Annotated in this window: 18 protein-coding genes; 8 read left to right on the top strand and 10 right to left on the bottom strand. The window is 43.0% G+C overall.

Features of this window, described 5'->3' with window-relative positions; genetic code table 11:
• Window positions 1-4: 4 nt before the first annotated feature.
• Genes J2W55_RS04205 through J2W55_RS04235 form a run of 7 tightly spaced genes read left to right on the top strand, consistent with a single transcriptional unit; the run spans window position 5 to window position 11,138 of the window.
• On the top strand, window positions 5-3,157 hold the full coding sequence (locus J2W55_RS04205) for a SusC/RagA family TonB-linked outer membrane protein (RefSeq protein ID WP_310092314.1): 3,153 nt from the start codon (window positions 5-7) through the stop codon (window positions 3,155-3,157).
• Window positions 3,158-3,167: 10 nt separating this feature from the next.
• On the top strand, window positions 3,168-4,691 hold the full coding sequence (locus J2W55_RS04210; RefSeq protein WP_310092316.1) for a RagB/SusD family nutrient uptake outer membrane protein: 1,524 nt from the start codon (window positions 3,168-3,170) through the stop codon (window positions 4,689-4,691).
• Between the two features lie 21 nt (window positions 4,692-4,712).
• Entirely contained in the window at window positions 4,713-5,444 is a 732-nt protein-coding gene (locus J2W55_RS04215; RefSeq protein ID WP_310092317.1) for a hypothetical protein, read from the top strand.
• A 38-nt stretch (window positions 5,445-5,482) separates the two neighbouring features.
• Window positions 5,483-7,114 (top strand): DUF5008 domain-containing protein, encoded by a 1,632-nt coding sequence (locus J2W55_RS04220; protein ID WP_310092319.1) that lies wholly within the window; start codon window positions 5,483-5,485, stop codon window positions 7,112-7,114.
• 27 nt (window positions 7,115-7,141) lie between these two features.
• Window positions 7,142-8,839, top strand: coding sequence for an alkaline phosphatase family protein (locus J2W55_RS04225; protein ID WP_310092321.1), 1,698 nt, complete (start codon window positions 7,142-7,144; stop codon window positions 8,837-8,839).
• A gap of 31 nt (window positions 8,840-8,870) precedes the next feature.
• Complete coding sequence (locus J2W55_RS04230) at window positions 8,871-10,295, top strand: PA14 domain-containing protein (RefSeq protein ID WP_310092323.1); 1,425 nt, start codon at window positions 8,871-8,873, stop codon at window positions 10,293-10,295.
• 30 nt (window positions 10,296-10,325) lie between these two features.
• Window positions 10,326-11,138 carry a PKD domain-containing protein gene (locus tag J2W55_RS04235; RefSeq protein WP_310092326.1) on the top strand — a complete coding sequence of 271 codons (813 nt, stop codon included), beginning with the start codon at window positions 10,326-10,328 and terminating at the stop codon, window positions 11,136-11,138.
• A 123-nt stretch (window positions 11,139-11,261) separates the two neighbouring features.
• On the opposite strand, the gene J2W55_RS04240 is transcribed toward J2W55_RS04235, so the two are convergent.
• The 10 genes from J2W55_RS04240 to J2W55_RS04285 form a co-directional block, all read right to left on the bottom strand.
• Window positions 11,262-12,683 (bottom strand): RagB/SusD family nutrient uptake outer membrane protein, encoded by a 1,422-nt coding sequence (locus J2W55_RS04240; protein ID WP_310092329.1) that lies wholly within the window; start codon window positions 12,681-12,683, stop codon window positions 11,262-11,264.
• Window positions 12,684-12,700: 17 nt separating this feature from the next.
• Window positions 12,701-15,994, bottom strand: a complete 3,294-nt coding sequence (locus tag J2W55_RS04245) for a TonB-dependent receptor (RefSeq protein ID WP_310092330.1) — start codon at window positions 15,992-15,994, stop codon at window positions 12,701-12,703.
• Between the two features lie 379 nt (window positions 15,995-16,373).
• Window positions 16,374-17,864 carry an FGGY family carbohydrate kinase gene (locus J2W55_RS04250; protein ID WP_310092332.1) on the bottom strand — a complete coding sequence of 497 codons (1,491 nt, stop codon included), beginning with the start codon at window positions 17,862-17,864 and terminating at the stop codon, window positions 16,374-16,376.
• Window positions 17,864-18,838, bottom strand: a complete 975-nt coding sequence (locus J2W55_RS04255; RefSeq protein WP_310092335.1) for an ABC transporter permease — start codon at window positions 18,836-18,838, stop codon at window positions 17,864-17,866. The genes J2W55_RS04250 and J2W55_RS04255 overlap by 1 nt, the downstream gene beginning before the upstream one ends.
• An 11-nt stretch (window positions 18,839-18,849) precedes the next feature.
• On the bottom strand, window positions 18,850-20,352 hold the full coding sequence (locus J2W55_RS04260; RefSeq protein WP_310092338.1) for a sugar ABC transporter ATP-binding protein: 1,503 nt from the start codon (window positions 20,350-20,352) through the stop codon (window positions 18,850-18,852).
• Complete coding sequence (locus J2W55_RS04265; protein WP_310092340.1) at window positions 20,352-20,975, bottom strand: DUF2291 domain-containing protein; 624 nt, start codon at window positions 20,973-20,975, stop codon at window positions 20,352-20,354. The genes J2W55_RS04260 and J2W55_RS04265 overlap by 1 nt, the downstream gene beginning before the upstream one ends.
• A 3-nt stretch (window positions 20,976-20,978) precedes the next feature.
• The gene (locus J2W55_RS04270) at window positions 20,979-21,917 is read right to left on the bottom strand and encodes a D-ribose ABC transporter substrate-binding protein (protein WP_310092342.1); all 939 of its coding nucleotides are present in this window, start codon (window positions 21,915-21,917) and stop codon (window positions 20,979-20,981) included.
• Between the two features lie 31 nt (window positions 21,918-21,948).
• A complete protein-coding gene (locus J2W55_RS04275; protein ID WP_310092344.1) occupies window positions 21,949-22,920 on the bottom strand; it encodes a transketolase family protein in 972 nt (323 codons plus the stop codon).
• A 9-nt stretch (window positions 22,921-22,929) separates the two neighbouring features.
• Window positions 22,930-23,760, bottom strand: coding sequence for a transketolase (locus J2W55_RS04280; RefSeq protein WP_310092347.1), 831 nt, complete (start codon window positions 23,758-23,760; stop codon window positions 22,930-22,932).
• Window positions 23,760-25,169 (bottom strand): L-fucose/L-arabinose isomerase family protein, encoded by a 1,410-nt coding sequence (locus J2W55_RS04285; RefSeq protein WP_310092349.1) that lies wholly within the window; start codon window positions 25,167-25,169, stop codon window positions 23,760-23,762. Before J2W55_RS04285 ends, J2W55_RS04280 begins: the two co-directional genes overlap by 1 nt.
• A gap of 321 nt (window positions 25,170-25,490) precedes the next feature.
• Here J2W55_RS04285 and J2W55_RS04290 point away from each other — a divergent pair, with 321 nt between their 5' ends.
• A complete protein-coding gene (locus J2W55_RS04290) occupies window positions 25,491-26,255 on the top strand; it encodes a DeoR/GlpR family DNA-binding transcription regulator (protein ID WP_310092351.1) in 765 nt (254 codons plus the stop codon).
• Window positions 26,256-26,377 lie beyond the last annotated feature (122 nt).

Below are 26,377 nucleotides of genomic sequence, written 5' to 3' on the forward strand. Positions count from 1 at the left end.
CATAATGAGAAGAAATATACTTTTTTATACGGCGCTTGTTGTTTGCCTTATCAGTTTCAAGCAGTTAAAGGCACAAACACAAAATGTTACCGTTAGTGGAACTATCATCGATAAAACTACAAAATCTGCATTCCCGGGAGTAACCATCAATTTAGAAAAACCATTTAAAGCACTTATACAATCAGGTGTAGACGGGCATTTTACAGTTACTGTGCCAGCCAACTCAACTCTTGTATTTAGTTTTATAGGTTATATATCACAACGGGAGGTGGTTAAACCCGGGCAAAAGAACATGATAGTTATCATGAGCGAAGACCAGAAAGCCCTGAAGGAAGTTATTATTGTTGCATACCAAAAAAGGGATAAAGAAACTACTGCGGGCGCTGTAGCAACAATTTCAGGTAAAGAAATACAGGATGTTCCGGTATCAAACGTTGAGCAGTTATTACAGGGTAAAGTTGCCGGTTTAAATATTCAGAATAATACCGGCGCACCAGGTTTCAGGGGCTCGGTTCAAATACGTGGTCTGTCTACATTAAGTGTAAGCGGCAGCGGCAGCGAATCATTCCTGCAGCCCACATCTCCGTTATATATTATTGATGGTGTGCCGTTAGACGCTGATAAAGCAGCCGAATTTGGTTTTCAAACACAGGGTCCGGGAATTAGCCCGCTCTCACTTATCCCGCAGGAAGATGTAGAAAGTATACAGGTATTAAAGGATGCGCAGGCAACCGCAATGTATGGTTCAAGGGGTGCATATGGTGTAATTATTATTACCACCAAGCGCGGCAATTCCAAAATACCTCGTGTAAGGTATACAACCAATTTCTTTGTGAACGCGCCGCCCAAACTGCGCGAAACGCTTGGCGGTAATTCAGAACGCAGGGCAAAAATCCAGCAGATATTACTGAATGCCCAAAATATAAGTGATATCCGTAAGATAGACCAAACTCCGTTTTTGTCTGACAGTTTGAATGCTTACTGGAATAACTCAACCGATTGGCAGTCTATATTTTATACAACCACCTATAATCAAACACATAACCTTGCTTTAGACGGGGGCGACCAGCGGTTTAATTATAAGGCCAATATGGGTTTGTACTCGGAAAAGGGTGTGATCAAGAACACCGGTTTTGACAGGTACAACCTGAGTATGAATATGGAGTTTAAGCCAAATGATAAATTCAGGTTTTTTGGTTCAATATATGGCTCACTGGGCAAACAACAAAAAGGCGATGGTGTAGGTTTACTGCAGCAAGGTGTGGCCACCAATGGCCAGGCATCAACCCTGTTACCGCCTCCGTCATTTTATCAGGCATCTGGTGGTACTGTTTCGGCGCTTAAAACGCTTAACGATAACAGCTCAAGAAACATCCGTGCCAATGTTGACGGGCGATATGAATTTATACCTGGCCTTGCTTTGTCTTCAAGTATAAGTTATGATTATACCTCAGATGGGGAATCAACTTTTACGCCTGCGGCGGCCAACGGACAATTTGCCAAGGTATATGATTATGTGGGACGAAACTTTACGTTGTACAACCGTAACAATTTAACCTATTCAAAAACATTTGCCGACAACCACAATATCTTCATCAATACGTTTAATGAGATATATAAACAGGGTGCACAAGCCGGTATAACAAGGCAGGAAAGAACACCTAACGACCAATTACAGGGTCCATTAGGGTTTGATTCTTACAATTCACGGGGTGGTGGGGTACTCTCAAATTACAAAAATGCCACCATCGCTTCATTCGCGGGTTCATTTACCTATGATTTTAAGAAGAAGTATGTGGCTGAGCTTTCTTACCGTCTTGATGGCACATCATCAAATGGTTTGGAAAATCCATACTCTAAAAACCCATCCGTTGGTTTAAGATGGAACTTCAATAAAGAGAACTGGTTTGAAAAGAAAAGCTGGCTATCATACGGCAGCTTAAGGCTAACCTGGGGGCAAAACATAGTTCCGACGGGCAGCTTAAAAAGTATATATGGTATATATGACCTTAACGGTAATTTTAATAATAACCCAACTATTGGTATAAATTATGATTTTATACCCAACCCTTCGCTAAAACCAAAAACCACAACACAATATAACCTGGGTTTTGATTTCGGTTTCTGGAATGATAAGCTTACCATAAACTTTGATACCTATTACAAAAAGGTTGATAACGAGTTGTTTGACAGGTATCTTGCAAATTCAACCGGGTTTTTACGTATCACCAGTAATGATGTGGGCATTGCCAACTATGGTTATGAGTTAATGATAACCGGAAGGGTAGTAGCAACAAAAGACTTTACCTGGACGGTATCGGCAAACGGCGCAATTAATCGTGATGTGCTGTTAAAGCTCCCTGCCGAATATAATGGCCAGTATATTAGGTTTGATGACAGCCCTTATAAGCAACACGTGGTATTTCGTGTAGGCCGTAATACATTATCAAACTTTTTGCTGATAAACCAGGGTGTGTTCTCACGCGATGGGGATGTTCCGGTTGACCCGGTTACCGGCAAAAGATATCAAACTAACGGTATCCCGTTCCTGGGGGGCGATCCCAAATTCAAAGATGTTAACGGCGATTATGTTTTGGACAGTAGGGACTATGAAATAGCGGGCAATTCGCAGCCGCTTATAACCGGTGGTCTTTCTACAAACATCATATACAAAAAATTCGGGCTAAATATTTATGCCACTTTTACTGCTAAAAGAACCATTTTAAACAATGCACTTGCTGACCGTTTTGCCATTATGCGCGATCCGTATGCGCAGCAGGCTGTAGTGCCATTAAATAACCTCGATATATGGCGCCAGCAAGGCGATAATACCAAATACCCAACCCCGTATGATTACGCCCGGTATGGTCAGATACAGCCCCTGCGGGCCGACCAAACCTTATGGGCCGAAGAAGGATCTTACCTTAAAATTAATAACGTGACCTTCTCATACATGTTTGATCGCAACTTTGTCAGGCGGTTCGGATTTAATAACGTACGTGTATATTTTTCAACCAACAACCTGGTTACCATATCGGGCTACAGCGGTCCTAACCCCGAAAACGTAACCAGCCTTGGTCGTGATGTATCGAGCGGTTATCCGGTACCGCGTACCTATAATTTAGGATTAAACATTGAGCTTAACACAGGTAATTAAAACCAGTATCATGAAAAAAACTGTCATTTACATTTTGGCAATAGCAGGGAGTTTATGTTTACCTGCGTGCAAGAAATTCCTGAACATACAACCTATTGACAAGCTTACCGGCAATAACTTTTATAAATCTGAAGATGATGTTATAGCCAACGTGTATGATATGTCGAGAAAATTGTTCGAAAAGGTTAATGAAACACACTATATAGGGGCAACCGGCGAATATCGTTCGGGCGAGGTGTTGCATGAAGCCCAGGCAGATTTGGGTACAGCCCGTGAGTTTGTTGAAGTACTGGGCCGTAATGATTTGCTGACATTGCTTGATGGCAGCCGGCCGTGGAGTTTCTATAATTTTTATAAAGTAACCGATTGGACAGGGTATTATCAGGTAATACAGAGCGCCAATATCTTGATCTCAAAACTTGATGAAGGCATACCTGGCCTTACCGATGTTAAGGTTAAACAATACAAAGCCGAAGCGGCCTTTATCCGGTCATTATCTTATTACTTTATGGTACATCTGTATGGCGATGTTCCTTATTATATATCAGCATTTCAATCAAAGCCACTGCCGCGCGAAAATATGGTGTCGGTATTTAATAAATGTATAGCCGATTTGAGCATCTATAAGGATTATCTGCCATGGACTTATTCAGATCCGGCACTTAGGGGCGTGCGCGCAACCCGTGGCAGTATCATAGCGCTCATGATGAATATGAATATGTGGAACGCTGGTTTCGACAAGGCCAACGCTACAAAATATTTTGATGAAACCGCCGATCTGGGGCGCGAACTGGTTAATAGCAATGCCTACCGGCTTTTACCTATTTCAGAGTGGGCAACGGTTATAAAAGGCCGTTCAGAAGAAAGCTTATTTGAATTTTATCGCAGCGTGAATTATGGGGACCAGAACCTGAACGTTGCACCGGTATCTGATATGTTTTTGCATTATCCATACAAACGGCCCGAATATACCCACCGGATAAGTTTTGCATACTATCGCGGCGAATACATGCAGAAGCTATATCCGGGTACTGCTGATAAAAGGGCTACGGCATGGTTTAATGAGGATATATACGCCGACAATGGAAAATTCATGATGCTCAAGTTCGCGCAAAATTCTTTCTCAACCGGCGAAGAGGATAATAACCCGGACAATACTTTCATGATATTCAGGTACGCCGGCGAAATACTGTTATGCGCCGAAGCATTGGCCGAATTGGGCCGTGACGATGAATCTATCGCATTACTGAACAAAGTAAGGGACAGGGCCGAAGCCTCCCGGTATACCGGCGGCGGCGGGCAGGAACTGAAAGACTTTATTTTTCTGGAAAGATCGCGTGAGCTAATGGGCGAGGGTCATCATTATTTTGATCTGGTACGTACGCACCGCATACTAAGCAGTACATGGTCATATAATGTATTAACGCTTGACAAGTTTAACCGGGGCGCCTGGACATGGCCAATAAGCAGTAACGCGCTAAATAATAATCCGTTCATGACTTTAAATGCCTATTGGGTAAACGGGGGTAACTAATTAACATCCATTTGAATGATTATGAAAAATATAAGAAACCTGGTTATCATTTGTTCGTCCTTATTGCTGGTGATAAGCGCCTGCAAGCGTGACAAATATTATATTGACGGCGGCAAGGCCAATCCCAACTTTGATGGTGATATGATGCAGTATTTGGAAACAAAGGCTGTAAGGTTTGATACCATAGCACAGATCGTGAAGCTGGCCGGCCTCGAAGAAACATTCCATAAGGACGATTTTACATTTTTTGCACCTGATGATGGGGTTATAAAAAACACGATTGGTGATGTAAACACCTCCAACTCGTTAAACCAGCTTCTTTTTGCGGTTGGACGTGATACCGTTAAGAAACTATCAGATATCAATCCGCTCATATGGAAAAAATACTTGCAGCGATACATGTTTGCCGGCGTTAACAGGCTTAAAGATTATCCTCAAATCGACTTTGATCTCAGAAGCATATATCCCGGAGCTTTATACTTTTCTTATAGCGGCAATGTAATGAACATTGGTGTAACGTATGATAAGGCCAACGGCGTTAAATACCTCGGCCCGCGTACGTTGCAGCTTTCATACATACCTGATATTTCAGAGCCCGATAATAACTGGTTCACTAACTATGTGGCGTCATCAGATATTAAACCAAAAAATGGGGTGGTGCACGCGTTGGGATATAATGGAGCTGTATTTGGTTTTAACGCCTATGAACTATTTATTGAAATATATAATACAGGGTTAAATCAGTCTGAATAATGTTGGCAATACTATTTACTGGTAATTGAAATTACATCATGAGAAAAATTAAACTTATATTAATATTAGTTGCATTATGGGCGTTGGCCGGTCAAAGCTGCAAAAAGGAACAAAAAACTTTTGAGGATCCTTATGCTGATGGTAAATCGCCATTGGGTGCAGAGCTAAGCCGTAATACAGTGCCTGTACCTGCAAGCGGTGTAGCTGGTACCGAGGTTACATTCAAAGCAACCGGATTGCTTCCTTTTAAAGATAAACTAAAATTTATGTTTAATGGTGAGCCCGGCGATATTGTTTCGGTAACTGAAACCCAAATTAAGGTTAAGGTTCCCGCAGCCGGCAGCAGCGGTATTACCACCATAGCAATTGGCGATCAATTAATACTGGGTCCAGAATTTACGGTTACCGGCTTTATCAAATTTGATCCGTCTTTCCGGGCAACCCTGGGGGCTAATGGTTTTGTAAGCCAGGTATTTGAACTTGTTGATGGCAGAAACCTGGTAATAGGCGGGTTTACCAATTACGACAATAAAGGTATAGTAACCCCATTAAACAGAATTGTAAGAACATCGGCCGACGGGGAGTTTGACCGCACTTTCAGAACAGGGAAAGCTGCCAACGGAACGCTGGCGAGAATCATAGAAATGGGAGGCAAATATGTCATAGTCGGCGGTTTCAGCGGCTACAACCAACGTACCGAAAACATCAGTAACATTACTACCCTGAATACCAACGGAAGTATTGATACCTTGGGGATAAAAGTCTTTAAACGTCCATCACAGGCAGATACCACCAGAGATACCATTAAAAACTTCCCCAAGTTTAATGGCGGCGCTAATGACTTTATAAGCAACGTATATAAACAACAAAATAAGATACTGGCAACGGGTAATTTCAGGTATTATGTTAAAAGAACCTATGGTAAACCCAATCATGATTTAACAAGGGATACCGTAATACTCGACAGTACCGAAATACGCCAGATAATGCGTTTAAATACAGACGGCTCTCTGGATAAAACCTTCCGCTTTAACGCAGGTACAAACAAGGGGCTACCTGGTGCAAACGGGCCCATAGGTTCATTTATGCACACCGAAGCCGATAAACTTGAAAAGCTGGTGGTATTTGGCAGTTTTACCACTTTTGACGGTAAACCCGCGGGCCGCATTATAAGGCTTGATGCAAACGGAAATATTGACAATTCCTTTAATCCCGGTTCTGGCGCCGATAATGGTATATCATCACTTACCTACAACGCCGCAACAAAAAAATATGTTATTACCGGAATCTTTAAGAAATACAACGGACATCCGGCACCTGGCATAGCATTACTTAATGATGATGGCAGCTTTGATAACTCATTTGTTTGCGATGTGCTGGAAGGAGGCTATGCATCATTCGCACGCCAGCTAAGTGATGGGCTCATCGTTGTTAGCGGGGGCTTTCAAAAATACAGCAACGTTACACGCAATGGTTTTATGGTGCTCACATCAACAGGTAAACTGGCGGCCGGCTATAATGCTACAGGTCCGTTCTTGGGTAGTCTTCTTGACGCTATAGAAACTAAATCGGCAGACAATAAACGCGCGTTATTATTAATTGGTGGTTTTTACCGATTTGATAACCAGCGGGTTAGTAATATTATACGGGTAATTGTTGATAAACCTTAAGTTGATCTCAAACTATAATTAACAAAGATGAGTAACATAAAAGAATATCGGTTATTATTAGGTTCAATAATAACTGCCATAGTTATAACAGCTGTAATATCCTGCAATAAAGATTTTAGCAAGGTAATACCTGGTAATAAAAATACGGATACAGCCACAGTGACATTTGGCAAGCGTAAAGTATTGTATTTAATTGTTGATGGTGCCAGGGGAGCTTCTGTATTAAACGCCAATACACCTAATATTGATGCGCTGCTGCCGCACTCCATTTATAGCTGGGTAGCGTTAAGTGATCCTGATTCTACCGCCGATGTAAGTAACTGGGCTAATATGTTAACCGGTGTTAAAAAAGAAAAACACCAGGTGCTGAGTAACGATTTTTCGAAGGCCAACCTGCAAACTTATCCCGTTATTTTTAAGAGGATAAAAGAAATACAGGCCAATAATAAGATAGTAAGTTTTGCATCATCGGCTGTTTTTAAAAATAACCTTACCGGAGGGGCTAATGTAAGCGAGCTTTATAGCACGGATGCGGAGGTTAAAACAGCTGTAGTGAATGATCTTAAAACAGACACAGCCTCACTTGTTGTAGGGCAATTTAATGATATTGATGAAGCTGGAGCTAAATCTGGCTATGATAATTCAATACCAGCGTATAAAAGTGCTATTGAAAAGTTTGATACTTATGTAGGCGAAATAATGACCGCGCTCAAAAGCCGCTCAACTTATAAAGACGAAGACTGGCTGGTTGTAATAAGCTCAAGCGGCGGCGGAACTTATACGGTTACCGATAATGACAATACCGTTTTTAGCAAACCGGCATCAAACAGCTTTATTATTTATTATAACCAAAATTACAGGCAGCGCATTATTGCCAAACCCTTTACCGGTAACAGGTATTTGGGCAAAACGGTAAGGCTTTCCGGCGAATCGGTCAGAGCGGAGATTGATACGGCCGATGTGTTTAATTTGGGTGACACTACCGAGTTTACAATAGAACTTAAAGTAAAAAAGAATGCTGACACCTTTTTTTGGCCAAGTATCCTGGGCAAACGCGAGCAATGGTCAGGCGGGCACCCAAGTGTTGGCTGGGTAATTTATTTGGAAGACAGATACTGGTATTTTGAATGGCGCGGGAAAAATGATGGTGACTATCATCAATGCCGAGGCGCTGATCTGCAGCAGGGGCGGTGGGAGAATATCTCTGTAAAAGGGGAAGTGCGTGCAGGCAAAAGATATGTGCGCACCTATACCAATGGTGTTTTTAATAATGAACTGGAACTTACCCCTTCGGGAAGTCTGGATAACAACAATCCACTTAAGCTTGGTTTTCTTAACGGACAAGGGCACGGCACCCCCGATGTATATATAACCGATATCAGGTTCTTTAAAACAGATGTACCAGATGCGGTAATAGGCAACTATTCATGCGAAACGTCAATTGACGAAGGACACCCTTATTATAACTTCCTGGCAGGTTACTGGCCTGCGACTGATGGCGAAGGTGGATTTATAAGAGATGTTGGGCCGCAGGCACTTGATTTTCAGTTAAAAGGTGATTATAAATGGGAAGATTTTAATGACCTGATATGTTCACCGCCAACAGAATCACTCGCCGCGTTAGTGCCGCAAACAGCAGATATACCGGCGCAGATTATAAACTGGTTTAAAATAGCAAGCAAACAAAGCTGGAACCTTGATGGCAGGGTGTGGATTGATCAATAAAATGAATTATAGCAGACTAAATTATTTCGAGATGAAAAATAAAATATATTGGGTGCTTTTATGGGCTATTACCCTGGCGGCAGCTTCCTGCAAACAAGAAAAGCTGGATAGTCTGGATCTGTTAAAAACTGTCGACCGGGATATATCTGGCGGCGGCATAGTTGCCGGAGATGTTTCGGTTAGTAATGAATCGGTAAAAGTGCCTTTTAAAATTACACTATCCGGGCCGGCTACCAAAGCTTTCCAGGTGGGTATAACCCTTAATAACGATACGGTAAAAAAGTTGATAGCTAACGGTACTTTAAAAAATACTATAGTATTGCCGGATGGGTCTGTAGATTACCCAACAGTTGTAAATGTAGCTTATGGAGCCGATAATGGTACAGCGATAGCTATGGTTAGGCTTGCGGCATTGGAGCGCAATTATGGTAAAAGTGTGGCTTTTGCTTTTAAGCTGACCGATCCTGGTAAAGGCAACCAGCTAAAAGGGTCTGCAAATATTTTGGTGGTTATGAATACCGTGGAGTTAATAAAGGCCAGTGACATACATTACCTGTCATTTTTGAACGGCGGTAGTAATGTGTTCTCTGTTGATTATAAAAAAAATTACACCACCTCGTTACAGGGTATTAACATTCCGTTAACCATTAATCTGGCCGGGCAGCCTGCTGGTGCTTTTAATGTGAAAATAAAACTGAATACTGATACCATTGCAACACTGATAAAAAACAAGGTATTGCCTGAGAATACGATCATGCTGAAACCCAATGAGTATTATCTTGATACCTTAGTAAGGGTTAATAGTAATTCAAGTTCTGTTGTGGCAAGGTTGTTAATTGAGTGGCCTGTTTTTGACGCCAATATTATTGCAAACAAAAGGTTCGCGTTTGCATTAAGTCTGGCCGGGCCTACCAAACATGTATTACATCCTACAAATAGCAAGATCATTATTTTAGTTGAGCCAACCGTTAATCTTGACAATAACTCATATATAACTGGAAATGGTACCGGCCTTAAAGCAGAGTATTTTTCAAACAATCAGCAGCTTGATTTTGACGGCAGGAAACCCGATCTGGTAAGGGTAGAGAGTAATATTAACTGGCCGAATGATGGGGTTTGGCAGGAAGCTACGCCTACTATAAGTCATGATAATTTTTCCACTCGCTGGACGGGTGAATTCCTGGCTCCTGTAAGAGGGGATTATACTTTTTACCAGGATGAGTGGGATGACGGATCAAGGCTATTTATAAATGGTGTGGCACTTATTGATGATTTCACAACACAATGGGACCAGGCCGGACGTAAAGCAACAATAACTTTAGAACGTGGTAAACGCTATAAAATTGAAGCCGACCATCGTGAAAATGTTGGTGGCCAGCGCGCAATCTTATCATATGAAGTATCTGGAATAAGCAGGCGTGTTGTCCCTCAATCTCAACTATTTCCAGCTCCGTAAATTAGTATTAACTGTAAAATGAACTATACAATGAAAAAGCTATTCAGTATACTGTCAGTTCTTAGTGTGATAGCCATGTTAACAATGCGGTGTAAAAAAGATGACAAGCCGGTACCACCTGAGGTTGAAGAGCCCAAACCGATGGCTTCTTTTACCTATACTAAGCCCGATACTGCAAAGTTCCTGGAATATCAGTTTACCGGTATTGTAAAAAATGCAAAAGAGATACTTTGGCAATTTGGTGACGACAGTACATCTGTTGAAGTATCCCCGTTCCATAAATACGCTTATGAAGGCGATTATCATGTGGTACTGTCTGTAAGAAATTCGCAGGGTTACTGGGCTAGTAAAGAAGTATTGTTGAATGTGGTTGACCCCAGTTTTGACAAAACCAAAGTAGGAGAAAATTATTTCTTAACAGTAGGCGGAACGCTTACCGTTTCACGCGATAACGGCAATGGTCCAAATTCAGGCGAAGGATCATTAAAGGTAGTAGACGGTAAGTCTGATACTAAGTTCTTCCAATCAGGTTTTTCGGGGGACCTGGTTATGAAATTTGAACTTAACACCGTCCAGGTCGCGGGGGCTTATACGCTTATCTCCGCAAATGACAGCCCCGACCGCGACCCCAAAACATGGAGCCTTCAAGGTTCTGAAGATGGTATAAAGTGGATTACGCTGGATAGCCGCACCAATATAACATTTGCTTCACGGTTCGAGCGGAAGTTATATCATTTTAATAACAACGTAGCTTATAAATCTTACCGCCTGAATGTTAAAGCAAATAACGGCAGCCGCGATTTTCAGATGGCTGAGTGGACTGTAAATAAAAAACAACCGTAGATAACAGACCGGTCCTGCACAATTTTTGTTTAGATTGATGCAGCGGATAAAAAGCTAAGAAAACTACAAAAGCATAAAGGATTAAGCCACGGTTTAATCCTTTATGCTTTTAATTACAGTTTATTAGTAACCGGGGTTTTGAGTTATCTTGTTGTTTTGTGTAATAACATATTGAGGTATAGGTAATAACAATCTTTGTTCTGTTACGGCCTTTCCTTTTGCTTTTAATACAGTTAACGCTCTTCCGGTTCGCTTTAAATCGAAAAAGCGGTGAAATTCTAATGCAAGTTCTACCTTTCTTTCATGTTCAATGGCCAATGCAAGCGTAGGGTATTGGGCAGAAGGATATCCCGGGCTTCCGAAAGCCGCTAAACCAACCCGTGCACGTACCTGGTTCAAATAAGTGGCATCGCCGGTAGCTTCTGATAAAAGCAGCAATACATCGGCATAACGCAATACCATAAAGTTATTATTGCTCAGTTCCTGTGTGCCACTTGTAGGGGCCGTACGATCTTCCCATTTTTTAGGAAACTTGATTTTTACAAAATTCCCTTTAGCATCGGTATACCCGGTTTCAATAGAAGCATCCCTGCGAGGATCTCCAGCTTCGTATTCATCATACAGATCATCGGTTACCTGGTTAATACCACCGCCATACTTGGTAATGACACCGTTGGTAACCGGTGCAAAGGCTGTCCAATAAGGGCTGTATGGATTACTTGCCGAACCACCCAAGTATTGTATCTCAAACACCGATTCCTTTGTGTTTTTAACATTAGCACCAAATAGTGAGGCATATTGCGGCAACAAACTATACTGACCGCTGTTATAAACATCCTGTAATACCTGTGTAGCGGCTGTTTTATTGCCCATTGACAAATATACTTTGCCCAGTACGGTTTCTGCAGCTCCTTTTGACGCGCGCCCGACGGCCGGAACAGCGTTTGCCAAGGGCAGGTTATCAACCGCGAATTTTAGGTCGGAAACGATTTGTGTATATACGTCAGCCACCGGCGATCGTAATATACCATAGCTCTCCTCGGTACTGATCACTTTGGTAACCAGCGGTACGCCACCAAACAGTTGTACCATATTATAATAATAAAGGCCGCGTAAAAACATCATCTCACCTTTTACACGGTTGGTATAGGCGGCATCAAGACCGGCAGCCTGTATCTTATCTAAAACATTATTAATATTAAATAACGCTTTATAATAGTCCTGCCAATATTGGTATATCAATGTATTACTGGCCGTAGTGGTATAATCCCTGATGGCCCACTTATCGGCCTGCGCGCCAGCTACAGCATAAAGTGTACCCTCGTCAGACATAATTTCCGTATATGACACCGCCTCCTCAGGCGCGTAGATCACATATAAAGTGGCATAAGCGGAGTTGATGGCTACCTCAAAGTCGGCTTTGGTCTTATAAAAGTTATTTGCGTTGGCATTGGAAACGGGCGATAGTTCCAGGAATGATTTTTTACAGCTGCAGGCCATTACACAAACAAAGGTGATGGCTAAAATTCTTTTTATCTTTTTCATTTTCACGATCATTAAAATTAAAAATCAACCTTAGCTCCAAAAGTTATTACACGTGGTACCGGATACGACCCATAATCCACCCCGTAAAATGCACCTGAAGGCACTCCCGATGATGGTGTTGATGATGGAACTGTTGACGGATAGGTAGTGTTCTCAGGGTCGAAGTTTTTGTACTTGCTGAACAAGTGTACGTTTTCGGCATTTACATAAATCCTTGCTCCTTTGGCAGGGGTATGCTTAAGCCATGTTTTAGGTAGTGTGTATGATAACCTGATATTTTTAAGGCGTACCCAGGTAGCGCTCTCTACCCAATAACTTGAAAAACTTTGCTCCATAGCAGTCGGACTGATAGATGGTTTAAAATGGACGCCATCGCCGGGATCGCTTTCTGACCGCCAGTAGTTTGTAACACCAGCATACGCGTTGCGGCCGCCATTCCAGATACCTAGGTAACGGGTAAGCTGGTTGGTGATCTGCCCACCAAATGAACCCTGGAACATAAAAGAAAGTTCTATGCCTTTGTAACTAAAAGTATTGGTTATGCCCGAAGCAAAATTAGCCTGTGCGTTCCCAATGGTGGTTTGATCATTGGCATCAATTTTACCGTCCTTATTTACATCTCTTACAATAGGTTCACCCGGTGTGGTTCCGGTTACATGCGGCGAACCGTCAATTTGTGCCTGGTTTTTATAAACGCCATCAAAAATATATCCATAAAAATTTGATACAGGCTGCCCCACCTCCGTTTTCACCTGAACAACATAATCTGTAAACAGCAGTGGTGCGTTGCCCGGGCCTAACTGTAATACTTTGTTACGGTTAAATGAAAGGTTAAAATCGGTTGTCCATTTAAAAGCATTAACCGTGTTTTTTGTGCTTAGGCTAAATTCAAACCCGCGATTTCTAACCTTGCCAATGTTGGTAAGCTGTGTAGAAAAACCAGTAATATCAGGAACAGGTACATTTAAAAGCAGGTTGTTGGTGATAGAGTTATAAAACTCTGCAGTGAAATTAATCCTGTTTTTAACCAGCCCAATATCAATACCCAGGTTAAACTGGTTTGTTTTTTCCCATTTGAGGTTTGGGTTTGAAATATTGGAAACTGTAAGCCCGCTGGCCAACGAGCCGCCACTAACGTAATTTGAGGTGGTTAATAAACTTACAGGGCCATAATTAGGGATTTGATTATTGCCTGCTACACCATAACTTGCCCTTAGCTTCAGGTTGTTGAACAGTGTGGCATTTTTCATAAAATCTTCGTCTGATATGAGCCAGCCAGCCGATACCGACGGGAAGGATCCCCATTTGGAATTAGTCCCAAACCTTGAGCTGCCATCACGGCGTACCGTGCCGGTTAAGAAGTACCTGCCCTTATAATTATAGTTTACCCTGGCCAGGTATGAAACCATAGCCCACTCCGATGCTGTAGACGTTCCTGAACTTGCAGTACCGGCATTTAAAGTATGCACCAGATCATTAGGGAAATTTGACGACACCAACTGGCTGTATTCATCCCGTTCGTGCTGGGCGGTATAGCCTATTAATGCGCTTAAGCTGTGATCGCCAAATTGCTTATCGTAGGTGATGGTGTTTTCGGTAAGCCAGTTTAATGAATAATTCGATCGTACTACGCCCTGAGCTGGTAATACAGCAGAGTAACCGTAACCCTGGCCCGCATTGGCATAAGAATTATAGCTGTTATTGTACAGGTTTGCGTTGATACTGGTACGGAACTTTAATCCATCAATGATCTTATATTCTAAAAAGCCGGTTGCAAGCGTATTAAACGACTTGTTTTTGGCCTCAATCTGTCGCGTAAGGGAATATGGGTGCCATTCAATCAGGTCACTGTAGGGGATAAAACGGTACCACTTGGAGGTGGGGTCCCTGAAGCCTAAGCTTCCTGTTTCGGTATAAACAGGGAAAATAGGATCGCTTTGTAAACCAAGACTTACTACATCACTTTTACCTGCTGTGCCGTCTGTGCGGTCAAATATCCCGGTAAAGGACAAGTTTGTACCCACAGTAAAATGATCAGATATTTTATGTTTGATGTTGGTACGTAATGACAACCGTTTGTAATAATTAGCGTCGAGCACCGCATCCTGATTCAGATAACCTACAGAAAATAGGAACTGTGTTTTATCGGTGCCTCCTGACACTGACACCTGGGCATTTTGTAATGGCGCCGAGCGGAACATTACATCTTGCCAATTGGTACCATTGCCAAACCGCCCGGGGTTTGTGGTAAAGTCTTCCGGGATCTTATAAGCTGATGAACGAGCACTGTTAGGATCCGATGCCTGATGACCGTTTCCTAAAGCAACCCATGCATTATTGTGCGCGTCAACATAATATTGTACAAATTGCTGCGCGTTCATCATATCTATCCTTCGGGTAACATCCTGTACGCCATATTCATATGAGGCATTTACATTAGTTTGACCGGGCTTGCCTAATTTGGTGGTAACAATTACAACCCCGTTTGCGCCCCTTGAACCATAAATAGCTGTTGATGAAGCGTCCTTCAATACATCTACTGATTCAATATCCTGCGGGTTGATATAGTTCAAGTTGAAATTTTCCAAAGGCAAACCATCTACTACATACAGCGGATTGGTTCCTGCTGTAATAGAGCTTGTACCACGGATCTTGATAATTGGTGTTGAACCGGGCGCACCCTGTGCCTGCGTGATGCTTACACCGGGTAACTCACCGGCTAATGACTGTGTTACGTTGCTATTGGCCCTGTCTTTAAAATTATCATATTTTACTGATGAGATAGAGCCGGTTACAGCCCTTTTACTTTGCGTGCCATAACCAACCACTATAATTTCATTCAGCTGTTTGCCTGAGGTATTAACTTTAAGGGCGATATTAATGGTTTCCACATCAGCAGTGCCTTTTACATCGACAGTTTGACTGCTAAAACCAATGTATGAAAATGTAAGCCTGGCACCATTGGGAACGGTGAGTTCATATTCGCCGTTTACATTGGTTATAGCTCCAAACTTTGTGCCCTCCTGTTTAACGGTTACACCGGCCAGGGGCAAGCCCTTTTCATCAACAACCTTCCCTTTTACCTTAATGTCCTTTATTTCGCCATTTTTGGATGTAATTACCACAAGCCCGTTTTCTGCAATCTGGTATTTCAGTTGAGTGTCTTTTAATAGGCTTTGCAATACATCAGCAAAAAGAGCGTCTTTTACATTGATAGTAACCTCTTTTGCCTGGGGTAATAACCCTTCGCTATATAAAAAATGGGTGTTGCTTTTCTTTTCAAGTACAGCAAGCGCTTTTTTAAGTTCCATTTTTTTGACATCCATGGTCACCCGCAAATTTTGAGAGTAGGTGTACGCAGATACCCTTAAACAAAACAAAAAAGTAAAAATGAAAACATATTTGAGTACTAGTAAATATTTTTTGCATTGGAAAATAGGGTAGCTGTAACTATGAAGTTGTTTTATTTTCATAGATTTAAAAGTTTAATTAGTTAAACAATCTGTTAATTACCTGGGTTAGTAATAACCCGTGTCAAAAAAATTGCAGATTTTCGGCGGAAGATGTTGGCCCATCTTCCGCTTACTTTACGCCTTAATTTACTGGTTAGTTAATGTCTATCTCATCGTTATTTATTTTAATTTAAATGGTCTGACTACCTTTATGTTGTAAAATGGTATTTAAATTGGTTTATCTGAGCTTTTTAATGTAGGACAGCCATTCGCTGTGATATTGTTGCATATTGTTTTCTGTAGCTGTTTGGACAAAACTTACAGGCGCATTTTTCAGGCTACTGATATCAGCCAGAGTTTTAAATATGCCCGTTTGTAAACCCGCCAAATAGGCTGCCCCCAATGCCGATATATCTGGCATATCCTGTTTAATCAGTTCGCATCTTAATACATCAGCTATTAATTGTAAAACAAAATGATTAGCGGTTATGCCGCCATTCACCATGAGCTTTACCAGGGGTATTCCCGTATCTGTTTCCATTGCGGTAATTACATCCTTTATTTGAAAGGCAATAGATTCAAGCGCGGCACGAACTATATGGTTTTTATTACAATCAAAGGTTAACCCTATAATTTCAGCTTTCCGGTTCATATCCCAATAGGGGGCGCCCAGGCCGCTAAATGCCGGAATAAGATAAACACCATTATTGTGCGGTACATCGGAGGCCATTAGTTCTGTTTGCTTGCTTTCGGTAAACAGGCCAAGTTCATTTTTTAGCCACTCAATGGTTGCACCGCATGATACGATAACGCCCTCTAAAGCATAATCAACACGCTCTTCGGTGCTCCAGCAAATGGTAGTGACCATGCCGTTGGCCGAATCAGTAACCTTGCTGCCAATGTTCATCAGGATAGAGCAACCGGTTCCCAGCGTAGCTTTGGCTGTTCCGGCTTCAAAACAACCCTCCCCAAAAGCGGCAGCGTGCGAATCGCCTATCATGGCGGTTATATCCAGTGGTGTTTCAAATAACCCACCAAAATCCGATGTTCCGTAAAATGAGGAGGAGGGCTTGATCTGCGGTAAGTTCAATCCCGACAGGCCGAATGCATTCAGAATATCATTATCCCAGGTAAGCGTTTTGAGGTTAAAAAATAAGGTACGCGATGCGTTGGTATGATCTGTCAGGTAAGTTTTTCCATTGGTAAGCTTATAAAGCAGCCAGGTGTCCACTGTGCCAAAATAAGCTTCGCCATTTTCAATTGCCTGCTTAACCGGGGTGTTGTTTTCATAAAGCCAGATAAGCTTAGTGCCCGAAAAATAAGGGTCAATGATAAGCCCGGTGCGCTCTTTTATTAATTGCTCCAAACCACGGGCTTTCAACTGCTGGCAAACTGTAACAGAACGCTTGCATTGCCAAACAACGGCGTTATGGAGGGGTGTGCCCGACTTATCCCACACTACAAAAGTTTCCCGTTGATTTGATATGCCGCAGCAGCGAATGTCCGCTAAATTTCCGCCTGCCAAAGTAAATGTATCCCTGCATTTTTTAACCGCGTCAAGCACGTTCTGGTAAATGGCAAACGGATCCTGCTCCACAAAACCGCCCTCCATATAATGTGTTTTAAGGGGTTCGGTGGCTTTGGCAACTATCTTGCCAAGACCATCAAAAATGATGCATTTTGTACTGCTGGTACCCTGATCAACGGCGAGTATGTAACTGTTTGTCATTAGTCGTTTTTTGAATTGGCTTTATCAATTATCACGGCTAAAAGTATAACGCAGCCTTTAACAACCTGCTGCCAGAAAGGCGATACATTTAGCAATACCAGCCCGTTGTTAAGCACTCCAATAATAATGGCGCCCAAAACGGTACCCATAATGGTTCCACGGCCGCCCGATAGGGAAGTGCCCCCTATTACAACCGCGGCGATAGAATCAAGTTCGTAGCTGATACCGGCGTTAGGTTGCGCCGAGTCGAGCCTTGAGGTTACCATGATACCGCCTACAGCGGCTAAAACGCCTGCTATAGCATAAACTATAAGCTTAACTTTATTAATGTTGATGCCCGAAAGCCTGGAAGCGTGTTCGTTACCTCCAATGGCATAAATATACCGGCCCAGGGCTGTTTTTTGAGTGATGATGACCGCCGATACGATCACTACTGCCGAGACCCATACGGGTAACGGGATGCCCAGGAACCAGCCGGTGCCTATATAAGCAAAGCTGTCGCCCAGGTTTGAAATTGGAAAACCCTTGGTCCACAGCAGCGTTAAGCCCCGGGCAATGGTAAGCATGGCCAGTGTAGCTACAAAGGGGGGGACTTTAAAGCGGGTAATTGTCCAGCCGTTAAATAAGCCTAACAGCGCCCCGGCTATTAAACCTGCAAGTATTGCCCCCAGTATAGTAAACCCCACATATAAATTATTTGATGGCAGCTCAATCCCTGATTTTAGCAGGCCGGCGGTAATGGCACCGCAAAATGCCAGCACCGAGCCAACAGACAGATCAATGCCTGATGTTAACACCACCAGGGTCATCCCTACTGATATACAAATGTTAACCGATATTTGCCGCATCACATTCCACGCGTTATCAACGGTGAAAAATTTATCAGACATTAAACTGATGCCTATACAAAGCAGCACCAGTGCTATGAGCGATTGAAACCTGGCCAGTTGTGTACGATGTTGTGTTAAAATCATTTACTCCAATTTTAATTGATATCAGCTATCGCTGCTTTAAGTATGTTATCTTCGGTAGCTTTACCGGCTTCAAATTCGGCAGTTATGGCGCCCTCGGCCATTACCAGTATCCGGTCAGACACGGCAATGATCTCCGGTAACTCCGATGAAACCATGATTATGCCCAGTCCTGACGCGGCCAGTTCAGCAATCAGTTTATATATTTCGTTTTTGGCATTGATGTCTATCCCCCGGGTTGGTTCATCAAGCATCAGCACTTTGGGCTGCGTTGCCAGGCATTTGGCAATCACAATTTTTTGCTGGTTTCCGCCGCTTAAATTTTTAACGGTTTGCTTTTCCGACGAGGTTTTAATCTTTAAGGCAGCGATGTATTTGTGCGCCAGTTCCAGTTCGGCTTTGTTTTTTATAAGCCCTGCGCCCTGCATTTTATCCAATGAGCTCAGGCTGATATTTGTTTTTACATCCAATCCTAACACCAGGCCATCCTTTTTACGGTCTTCGGGCACCAGCGCCATACCGGCTTTGATGGCTCCGGTCGTCGATTTGAATTTTGCCGGTTGATCATCAAGCGTAACGGTCGCTTTGGTAAGCTCCGGGTGCATACCCAGCAATGCTTCCATCAATTCTGTGCGCCCAGCGCCCATTAAGCCGAATATGCCTAATATTTCGCCTTTGTAAAGTTCAAAGCAAATGTTTTTTAATAACTGCTGCTGGTTGCCGGGCTTGTTAAGGCAAAGGCCATCAACTTTTAGCAATACGCTTTTGGTGATAGCAGCATTACTGTTACGCACAATGTCAATTTCGCGGCCAACCATTTTATGGATAAGCATATCATGCGTTATACCCTTCATCCCGCCGCTTTCTATGGTGCGGCCATCACGCAGAACGGTGTAATGATCGGCTATTTTAAAAAGCTCGTTCAGTTTGTGCGAAATATAAACTATGGCTTTATTTTGCTTTTTTAAGTTGGCTATATTTTCAAACAAAACGTCCACTTCGCTTTCGCTAATTGCAGATGTTGGCTCATCCATAATAATTACTTCGGCATCATAAAGCAATGCTTTGGCAATTTCAACCACCTGTTGCTGGCCCACTTTTAAATCGGCAATTAAGCTATCCGGGCTTACATTTAATTTGAGTTTCAGCAGCAGCTCTTCGGTTCGCAGGCGCATGGCTTTTTTATCAAGCGTGCCCCATCTGCTGGTTAGTTCGCGGCCCAGGAACAGGTTTTCTGTTATAGTAAGATAAGGCACCAGGTTTAATTCCTGATGAATAATAGCGATGCCGGCATGCTGGGCGTCACGGGTATTTTTAAAGCGTACGGTGTTCCCTTTAAAAATTATATCGCCCTCATAATCATCATACACCCCCGAAAGTATTTTCATGAGTGTTGATTTGCCTGCGCCATTTTCGCCAATAATAGCGGTCACCTTTCCGGCAGCGAGCTCCAGGTTAACATTTTCGAGCGCCGTTACGCCCGAAAACCTTTTGCATATATTTCTTGCAGCTAACACTAATTGGTGATTTTTAATGATACGGGCATAATCTCAATATCGCTAAGGTTAATGTGGGCCTGGTTAAGCTCAAATGCCCCGGCAAACGCTATCTGGCTGCCTTTTTTTATCTTATTTTTAAAAGAGGACACCATTTCGGTACGTATAATTTTATTTACCTCTGCCGATACGTTGTTCAGATCGGTGGTATTGGTAAAATCATTAACACCGATAATACCCGGAGCATCGCGTAAAGCGTTCCCAAAAATGTATTCGGTAGCTATTTTAACCTGTTGTTTATTTGGGGTGAGCAGATACACATCATTTTCATCAGCAGAAGTAACAACTCCCCGGCCCGAAGCCATAAAAAAACGGATATTCCCAATGTCCAAAGCATGCGCGTATGATTTGAAAGCGCTGTCGGGGTTGTTTTTTAATTGAGATAACAGTTTGTCAATATCCGGTGCGTTACCAGCCGCTGGAAGCAGTTGCGTATTCAAATAATTGCGGGCATACGCCACTGCGTTAAATTGCTTAACGGCGGATGCTTTTACTTCGTTCAGTTTTTTAAAGTAAACAGAATTCCAGGCTAACAAAGTAATCACGATAATAGCCGCCACATATTTGAGTCCTTTTTTTGCCATGGCTTAATCTTTTTTTCCGTAAGCTATATAATCATTTATATTACCGTTGGTAACCAGTTCAACAGCAACGGGTATTTTTTTAGGGAAATCGCGCTTGCCTTTAAAATAGGCATCGGCATAATTGGCGGCCGTTTGGGCCATTACTTTTGGAAACTGCATGCCGGTTGCGGCAATTTTATTTTCTTTAATAGCTTGTACCACATCCTCGGCACCATCAAAGCCAAATACCTTAACATGGTTTGCCTTGCCCGAGGCAACCAGCGCCTGGTAAGCGCCCATAGCCATAGCATCGTTTCCGCAAAAAACAGCATCGATATTTGGGTGGGCTTGTAATATGGATTCCATCACTTCCATGGCTTTGTTACGGTCAAAATCGGCACTTTGCTGGGCAACCATTTTTAAACCGGGGTAGTAATCAACCAGGCTATGAAAACCTTTGGAGCGGCTCCAGGTGTTGTTATCGGCCACCAGGCCCAACAGTTCAACATAGTTGCCTTTTTTATGCATGGTTTGCACAAAATATTTGCCTATTGATACACTGCCTGAGTAGCTGTCGGACAGGATTTGGGAGGTTGCGCCATCAACAGTGTTCACCTCTCTGTCCATGCAAAATACGGGTACACTGGCTTTTTTGGCTTTTAACACATTTACCACCGAGCCGTTGGCATCGGTAGGGTTAAACAGAATGGCGCTGTAGCCAGAGGCAATGGCATTTTCAAAATGATCAGTCTCTAACGCGGTATTGTTTTGCGAATCAAATATCTTAGACTCATAGCCCAGCGTTTTGGCCTGCACGGCTGCTGTTTGCGCCAGGAAAACAAACCACGGATTATTAAGTGTAGACACAATAATGGCCATCTTTTTTTGCTTCGCCGAATCGGACCGGTTTTTACAACCGGCAAAAACCAAAACCAGCAGCAGCAACAATTTAATGTATCTCATAATTTTTAGGTTATTATGGCAACAGGTTATCTCATTGTTTAACAAGCAATTTTGTTACGGCCAGCGCAATCCCATCTGCCGACAAGCCGTAGTGATCAAATATTTCAGTTTGCGAGCCTGTAACCGTGTACTCATCGGGTATCCCCATTATTTTAAATGGCTTATGATAACCGTTTGCCAGTAACAGTGATGCACATGCTTCGCCTAAACCGCCATAAACGCTGTGTTCTTCAACCGTGATCATGGCCCCGGTTTTTTCAGCAAGTTGTAACACCAGCTCCGCATCCAAAGGTTTAATGGTGTGCATGCTTACTACGGTAACTTTGAGGCCTTGTTCCAGTTCCAGTTTTTCGGCGGCCTGTAAAGCCGGGTAAACGGTTTCTCCGGTGGCGATGATCGTGAGGTCATTGCCTTGTTTTATAACACGTCCTTTACCAAATTCAAAGGCAATGCCTTCATCATTAGTTAACGCAGGCATAGCCTTTTTGCCAAAACGTAAATACAATGGCTTATTGGTTTGTACTGCCTGTTTTACCGCTTCGCGGGTTTCAAAATTGTCGGCTGGTGCCGCAATGATCAGGTTGTTAATAGCACGCAGTACAGCAAAGTCATGCAGACTGTGATGTGTTGAGCCCAATGCCCCGTAACTAACGCCGGCGCTTATGCCAATGAGTCTTACCGGATTGTTTGAATAGGCCACATCGTTTTTAATTTGTTCCAATGCCCGTGCGGTTAAAAAGCAGGCGGGTGATACGGCAAAAGCTTTTTTGCCTGCCGAAGCCAGGCCTGCGGCTACGCCAACCAGGTTTTGTTCTGCAATACCGATCTCAACAATTTGGTCAGGCAGTTCTTTACCAAATGCAACCAGCTTGCCAGATCCGCGTGAATCGCTGGTAACTGCTATAATGTTTCGGTCGTGCCCAGCCAGTTCCTGTAAGGTGGCCGAGAATATGTCCTGGTTAGGTTTACCGTTTATGGTGGTATTTTCAATAACTGCTCCCATGATCTGTTCTTAATTGCCGGCTGTTACCCCGTCAAGTTCTGCAATAGCGGTTTCATATTGTTCCTTATCGGGTACGCCGTGGTGCCATTTTACACTGTTCTCCATAAAGCTTATCCCTTTACCTTTTATGGTATGCGCTATAATAAGGCTGGGCTTTCCTTTTTCAAAAGGCAAAGCGGCAAAGGCTTCGTTAAGCGCTTTAATATCATGCCCGTCGACCTGTTTTACGGCCCACCCGAAACTTTCAAATTTGGCATCAATAGGGGCGGTGTTACATACTTCGGCATTGGTGCCTGTAATTTGCAGCTTGTTGTTGTCAATAACCGCGCAAAGGTTATCAAGCTTGTAATGGGCCGCGGTAAGAGCAGCTTCCCAGTTGGAACCCTCGGGCAGCTCGCCATCGCCTAAAAGCGTAAAAACACGATAGGCTTTATCATCCATTTTAGCCGCGAGGGCAGTGCCCACGCTGATGGGCAGCCCATGACCTAAAGCACCTGTGTTTTGTTCAACACCATGCACCTTACGCGTTGGGTGACCTATGTAGTGTGATTTATACCGGCACAGGGTGTGGAGATCATCCTCGGGGAAAAAGCCTTTATCGGCCAGTACTACATACAGCGCTTCTACACAATGCCCTTTGCTTTGGATGTACCTGTCCCTGTCGGGCGAGGTAAAGTTTTGGGGCGATATGTTGAGAACGCTGTTGTATAAAACATTCAGGATATCAACACACGAAAGGCTCCCGCCGGTATGCCCGGCTTTGGCTCCCACAATGTATTTGAGAATCTTTTTACGATAGGCGACCGACTTTCCGGCCAATTCATTTTCAGTCATCATCATTATTTATGCTGATAAATTTCCCAACCCATATAATTGCCCAGCGCTTCTTTTAATATGCCAGCCGTTTTTGACGCATTCATCACTACGTGATGTTCAAAGCCATTACGGCAAACGTATTGCATGAGGCCCTGCAGATCAGGAATTTGCGCAACGGCACGGTTGCCAAAAGTATTTAAAGCGTCGTCTGTTAAATTACCTTCGCCGAAATAGGCCTTAATAACACCTTTAGGGTCATCTGTACTAATGCGGCCGTAGGTGAGCGGCGAGGCCGGCGTGCGACCCGACAGCGCGCCGTAAGTATTTTCAACGCCCACGGTTGTTCCCAGGATAGGGGCGTTGCTGATCTCGATATCGGGTAAAAATGATTTTGCCCAGTTACCGCAATGGAACAATACACATTTGTTTTCGTCATCAGCATAGTTGTTGTTCCAGTCAACCAGCGCACTCGGGGAACCTGAAGCCAGTTGCATGGCGTACATGGTAAGTGTTCCGGTTACGTCAACTTCGCAGGCGCTTGGCAGCATGTTCTCGCTCATGATGCTCATGCTGGTACAAACATTACATCCGTAGTTTTTTTGTAGCGATGTCCAGCATTGTATAGCCGTGGCATCAAGCGCGTTTTCCTGCATAAAATGACTAAGCACCACATCAAGTTTGGCAATTTGTACGAGTGCCTCATCTGGTGTTTTGCCTGCAGATGCATAGGCTAAAACCTTGTCTAAATGCGCTTTTACCTCCGCGTCATCTTTGGTTAACTTGTTGGCATTGCCCAGGATCTCTGAAAGATCAACCGTGGTTACCGATATGCCGTTGCGTTGCAATATTTTTTCGCTGTACCTAACCGTATTAAATCCACCGGGACGGGCGCCTACCGCGCCGATACGTACCCTTCGCAGGCCTTTCACAACGCGGCAAACCGCAACAAAATTTAAGATGTCCTCATTGAACTGAGCGCTTGACGGATGAACAACATGACTGTTGGTAAGCGTGTATTTGATACCATACTGGTAAAAGTTATTGCATACCGATATTTTGCCGCACCATGAGTCGCGACGGCGCGCTACATCAAGTTTATTCAGCTCGTCAGGGTAGGCCTGTACCAGTACGGGTACGGTGAGGCCAGAAAGTTTGATGGTTTCGGCTACGCCCCGTTCATCGCCAAAGTTGGGCAGAAACACGATGATGCCGCTTATATCGTCCTGGTGCTTTTTAAAAAGATCGGCACAGCGCTGAGCATCCCTGAAAGTTTCAACCCCTCCAAGTTTTGATTCCTGCTCATTCAGCATAATGGAGTTAATATTCAGTTTATCAAACAGGGCAATAATGTCGGTACGTGCCTCTGAAACTAAACGATCAGGAAAAAAATCACGATTGCCGATAATTACACCCAGGGTTGCTTTGTTATTCATTTTATTAGTTGTTATTATTTAGGTTCTCCATCATAATGTATGTTTGATGCAGACAGCTTTATTTGGGAAAGCCAAAATAGAAAATAAAAAAAAGAAAAACAAAGGAAAAGAAAGTGATATTTTGTACTTTATTATCATATTATTGTACAATGTTTTCGTTTTAGATGCTGTGAGTCATCTGATTACTCTTTTCACGACAATTTTTGCATCATTTTTTATGAACTCAGAGAAGTCATAAAGGATTTGTGATTGGCTTCGATTTATTTGTTTTTTCTTTTCATTGGCTCAATTATATATCTTTGATAGTTAAAAAAATAGAAAATGCTTGCAAATCAACGAAGAGATAAAATTCTGGATCTTTTAAAAGAGGACGGCTCCGCCAAGGTAACCGATCTGGCAAAAATTTTTAAAGTTACTGAGGTTACTGTTAGGCAGGATTTAGAAAGGCTGGAGAAGGATGGCTTGCTGATCCGTGAGCACGGAGGCGCCTTTTTAAAGAACATGAAAGACCAGGTAAGCTCTTTTTCGGTTGCCAATCATGATAATTTAGATAAGAAAGAGCTTATTGCCGCTAAATGCCTGGAGTTTATTCAAAACGGTGATACCATAATTCTTGATTCGGGTTCAACAACTACGGAGATAGCTAAAAAATTAAAAGGTAACCGCCATGTAACCGTAATTACCAACGCGCTCAATATCGCGTTGATGCTGGGTGCCGAGCCTGATATTGAGGTGATTATGACCGGTGGCGAATTTAAACCGCCAACGCTGTCATTAACCGGTCAGAAAGCGGCTGATTTTTTCAAAGGGATCAATGTGCAAAAATTGTTTCTGGCAACGGCTGGCCTTTCATTAAAGGCGGGTTTAACTTACCCCAGTATCAGCGACCTGGTTGTGAAAAAGGCAATGATTGATGCCGCTGAAACTACTTACCTGGTGGCCGATTCCACAAAGTTTGGTAAAAGCGCGTTTGCAAGCCTGGGAGCGCTATCGCTAATCAATTATATTATAACAGATAATGGCGTGGAGGAAACGCATAAAGAAGTGTTCAGGGCACATGAAATAGAATTGATCATAGCTGATTGATCCTCGCTGGAATCATTCAGGTGCAGTTGCAATTTTGACAGCGTAAAAACTGAAAAAGTTGCATTTAAAGTGAAATTTTTTCAGGAAAATGCATAGATAAATCCTTTGGCATTCTCATTGAA

The sequence above is a fragment of the Mucilaginibacter pocheonensis genome, from assembly GCF_031456535.1.
In the GTDB taxonomy this organism is placed as follows: domain Bacteria; phylum Bacteroidota; class Bacteroidia; order Sphingobacteriales; family Sphingobacteriaceae; genus Mucilaginibacter; species Mucilaginibacter pocheonensis.

What these genes read in the sequence shown, in the direction of transcription:
- J2W55_RS04205 (WP_310092314.1), top strand. Translation starts at nt 5, where the DNA reads ATGAGAAGAAATATACTTTTTTATACGGCGCTTGTTGTTTGCCTTATC.
- J2W55_RS04210 (WP_310092316.1), top strand. Translation starts at nt 3,168, where the DNA reads ATGAAAAAAACTGTCATTTACATTTTGGCAATAGCAGGGAGTTTATGT.
- J2W55_RS04215 (WP_310092317.1), top strand. Translation starts at nt 4,713, where the DNA reads ATGAAAAATATAAGAAACCTGGTTATCATTTGTTCGTCCTTATTGCTG.
- J2W55_RS04220 (WP_310092319.1), top strand. Translation starts at nt 5,483, where the DNA reads ATGAGAAAAATTAAACTTATATTAATATTAGTTGCATTATGGGCGTTG.
- J2W55_RS04225 (WP_310092321.1), top strand. Translation starts at nt 7,142, where the DNA reads ATGAGTAACATAAAAGAATATCGGTTATTATTAGGTTCAATAATAACT.
- J2W55_RS04230 (WP_310092323.1), top strand. Translation starts at nt 8,871, where the DNA reads ATGAAAAATAAAATATATTGGGTGCTTTTATGGGCTATTACCCTGGCG.
- J2W55_RS04235 (WP_310092326.1), top strand. Translation starts at nt 10,326, where the DNA reads ATGAAAAAGCTATTCAGTATACTGTCAGTTCTTAGTGTGATAGCCATG.
- J2W55_RS04240 (WP_310092329.1), bottom strand. Translation starts at nt 12,683, where the DNA reads ATGAAAAAGATAAAAAGAATTTTAGCCATCACCTTTGTTTGTGTAATG.
- J2W55_RS04245 (WP_310092330.1), bottom strand. Translation starts at nt 15,994, where the DNA reads ATGGAACTTAAAAAAGCGCTTGCTGTACTTGAAAAGAAAAGCAACACC.
- J2W55_RS04250 (WP_310092332.1), bottom strand. Translation starts at nt 17,864, where the DNA reads ATGACAAACAGTTACATACTCGCCGTTGATCAGGGTACCAGCAGTACA.
- J2W55_RS04255 (WP_310092335.1), bottom strand. Translation starts at nt 18,838, where the DNA reads ATGATTTTAACACAACATCGTACACAACTGGCCAGGTTTCAATCGCTC.
- J2W55_RS04265 (WP_310092340.1), bottom strand. Translation starts at nt 20,975, where the DNA reads ATGGCAAAAAAAGGACTCAAATATGTGGCGGCTATTATCGTGATTACT.
- J2W55_RS04270 (WP_310092342.1), bottom strand. Translation starts at nt 21,917, where the DNA reads ATGAGATACATTAAATTGTTGCTGCTGCTGGTTTTGGTTTTTGCCGGT.
- J2W55_RS04275 (WP_310092344.1), bottom strand. Translation starts at nt 22,920, where the DNA reads ATGGGAGCAGTTATTGAAAATACCACCATAAACGGTAAACCTAACCAG.
- J2W55_RS04280 (WP_310092347.1), bottom strand. Translation starts at nt 23,760, where the DNA reads ATGATGATGACTGAAAATGAATTGGCCGGAAAGTCGGTCGCCTATCGT.
- J2W55_RS04285 (WP_310092349.1), bottom strand. Translation starts at nt 25,169, where the DNA reads ATGAATAACAAAGCAACCCTGGGTGTAATTATCGGCAATCGTGATTTT.
- J2W55_RS04290 (WP_310092351.1), top strand. Translation starts at nt 25,491, where the DNA reads ATGCTTGCAAATCAACGAAGAGATAAAATTCTGGATCTTTTAAAAGAG.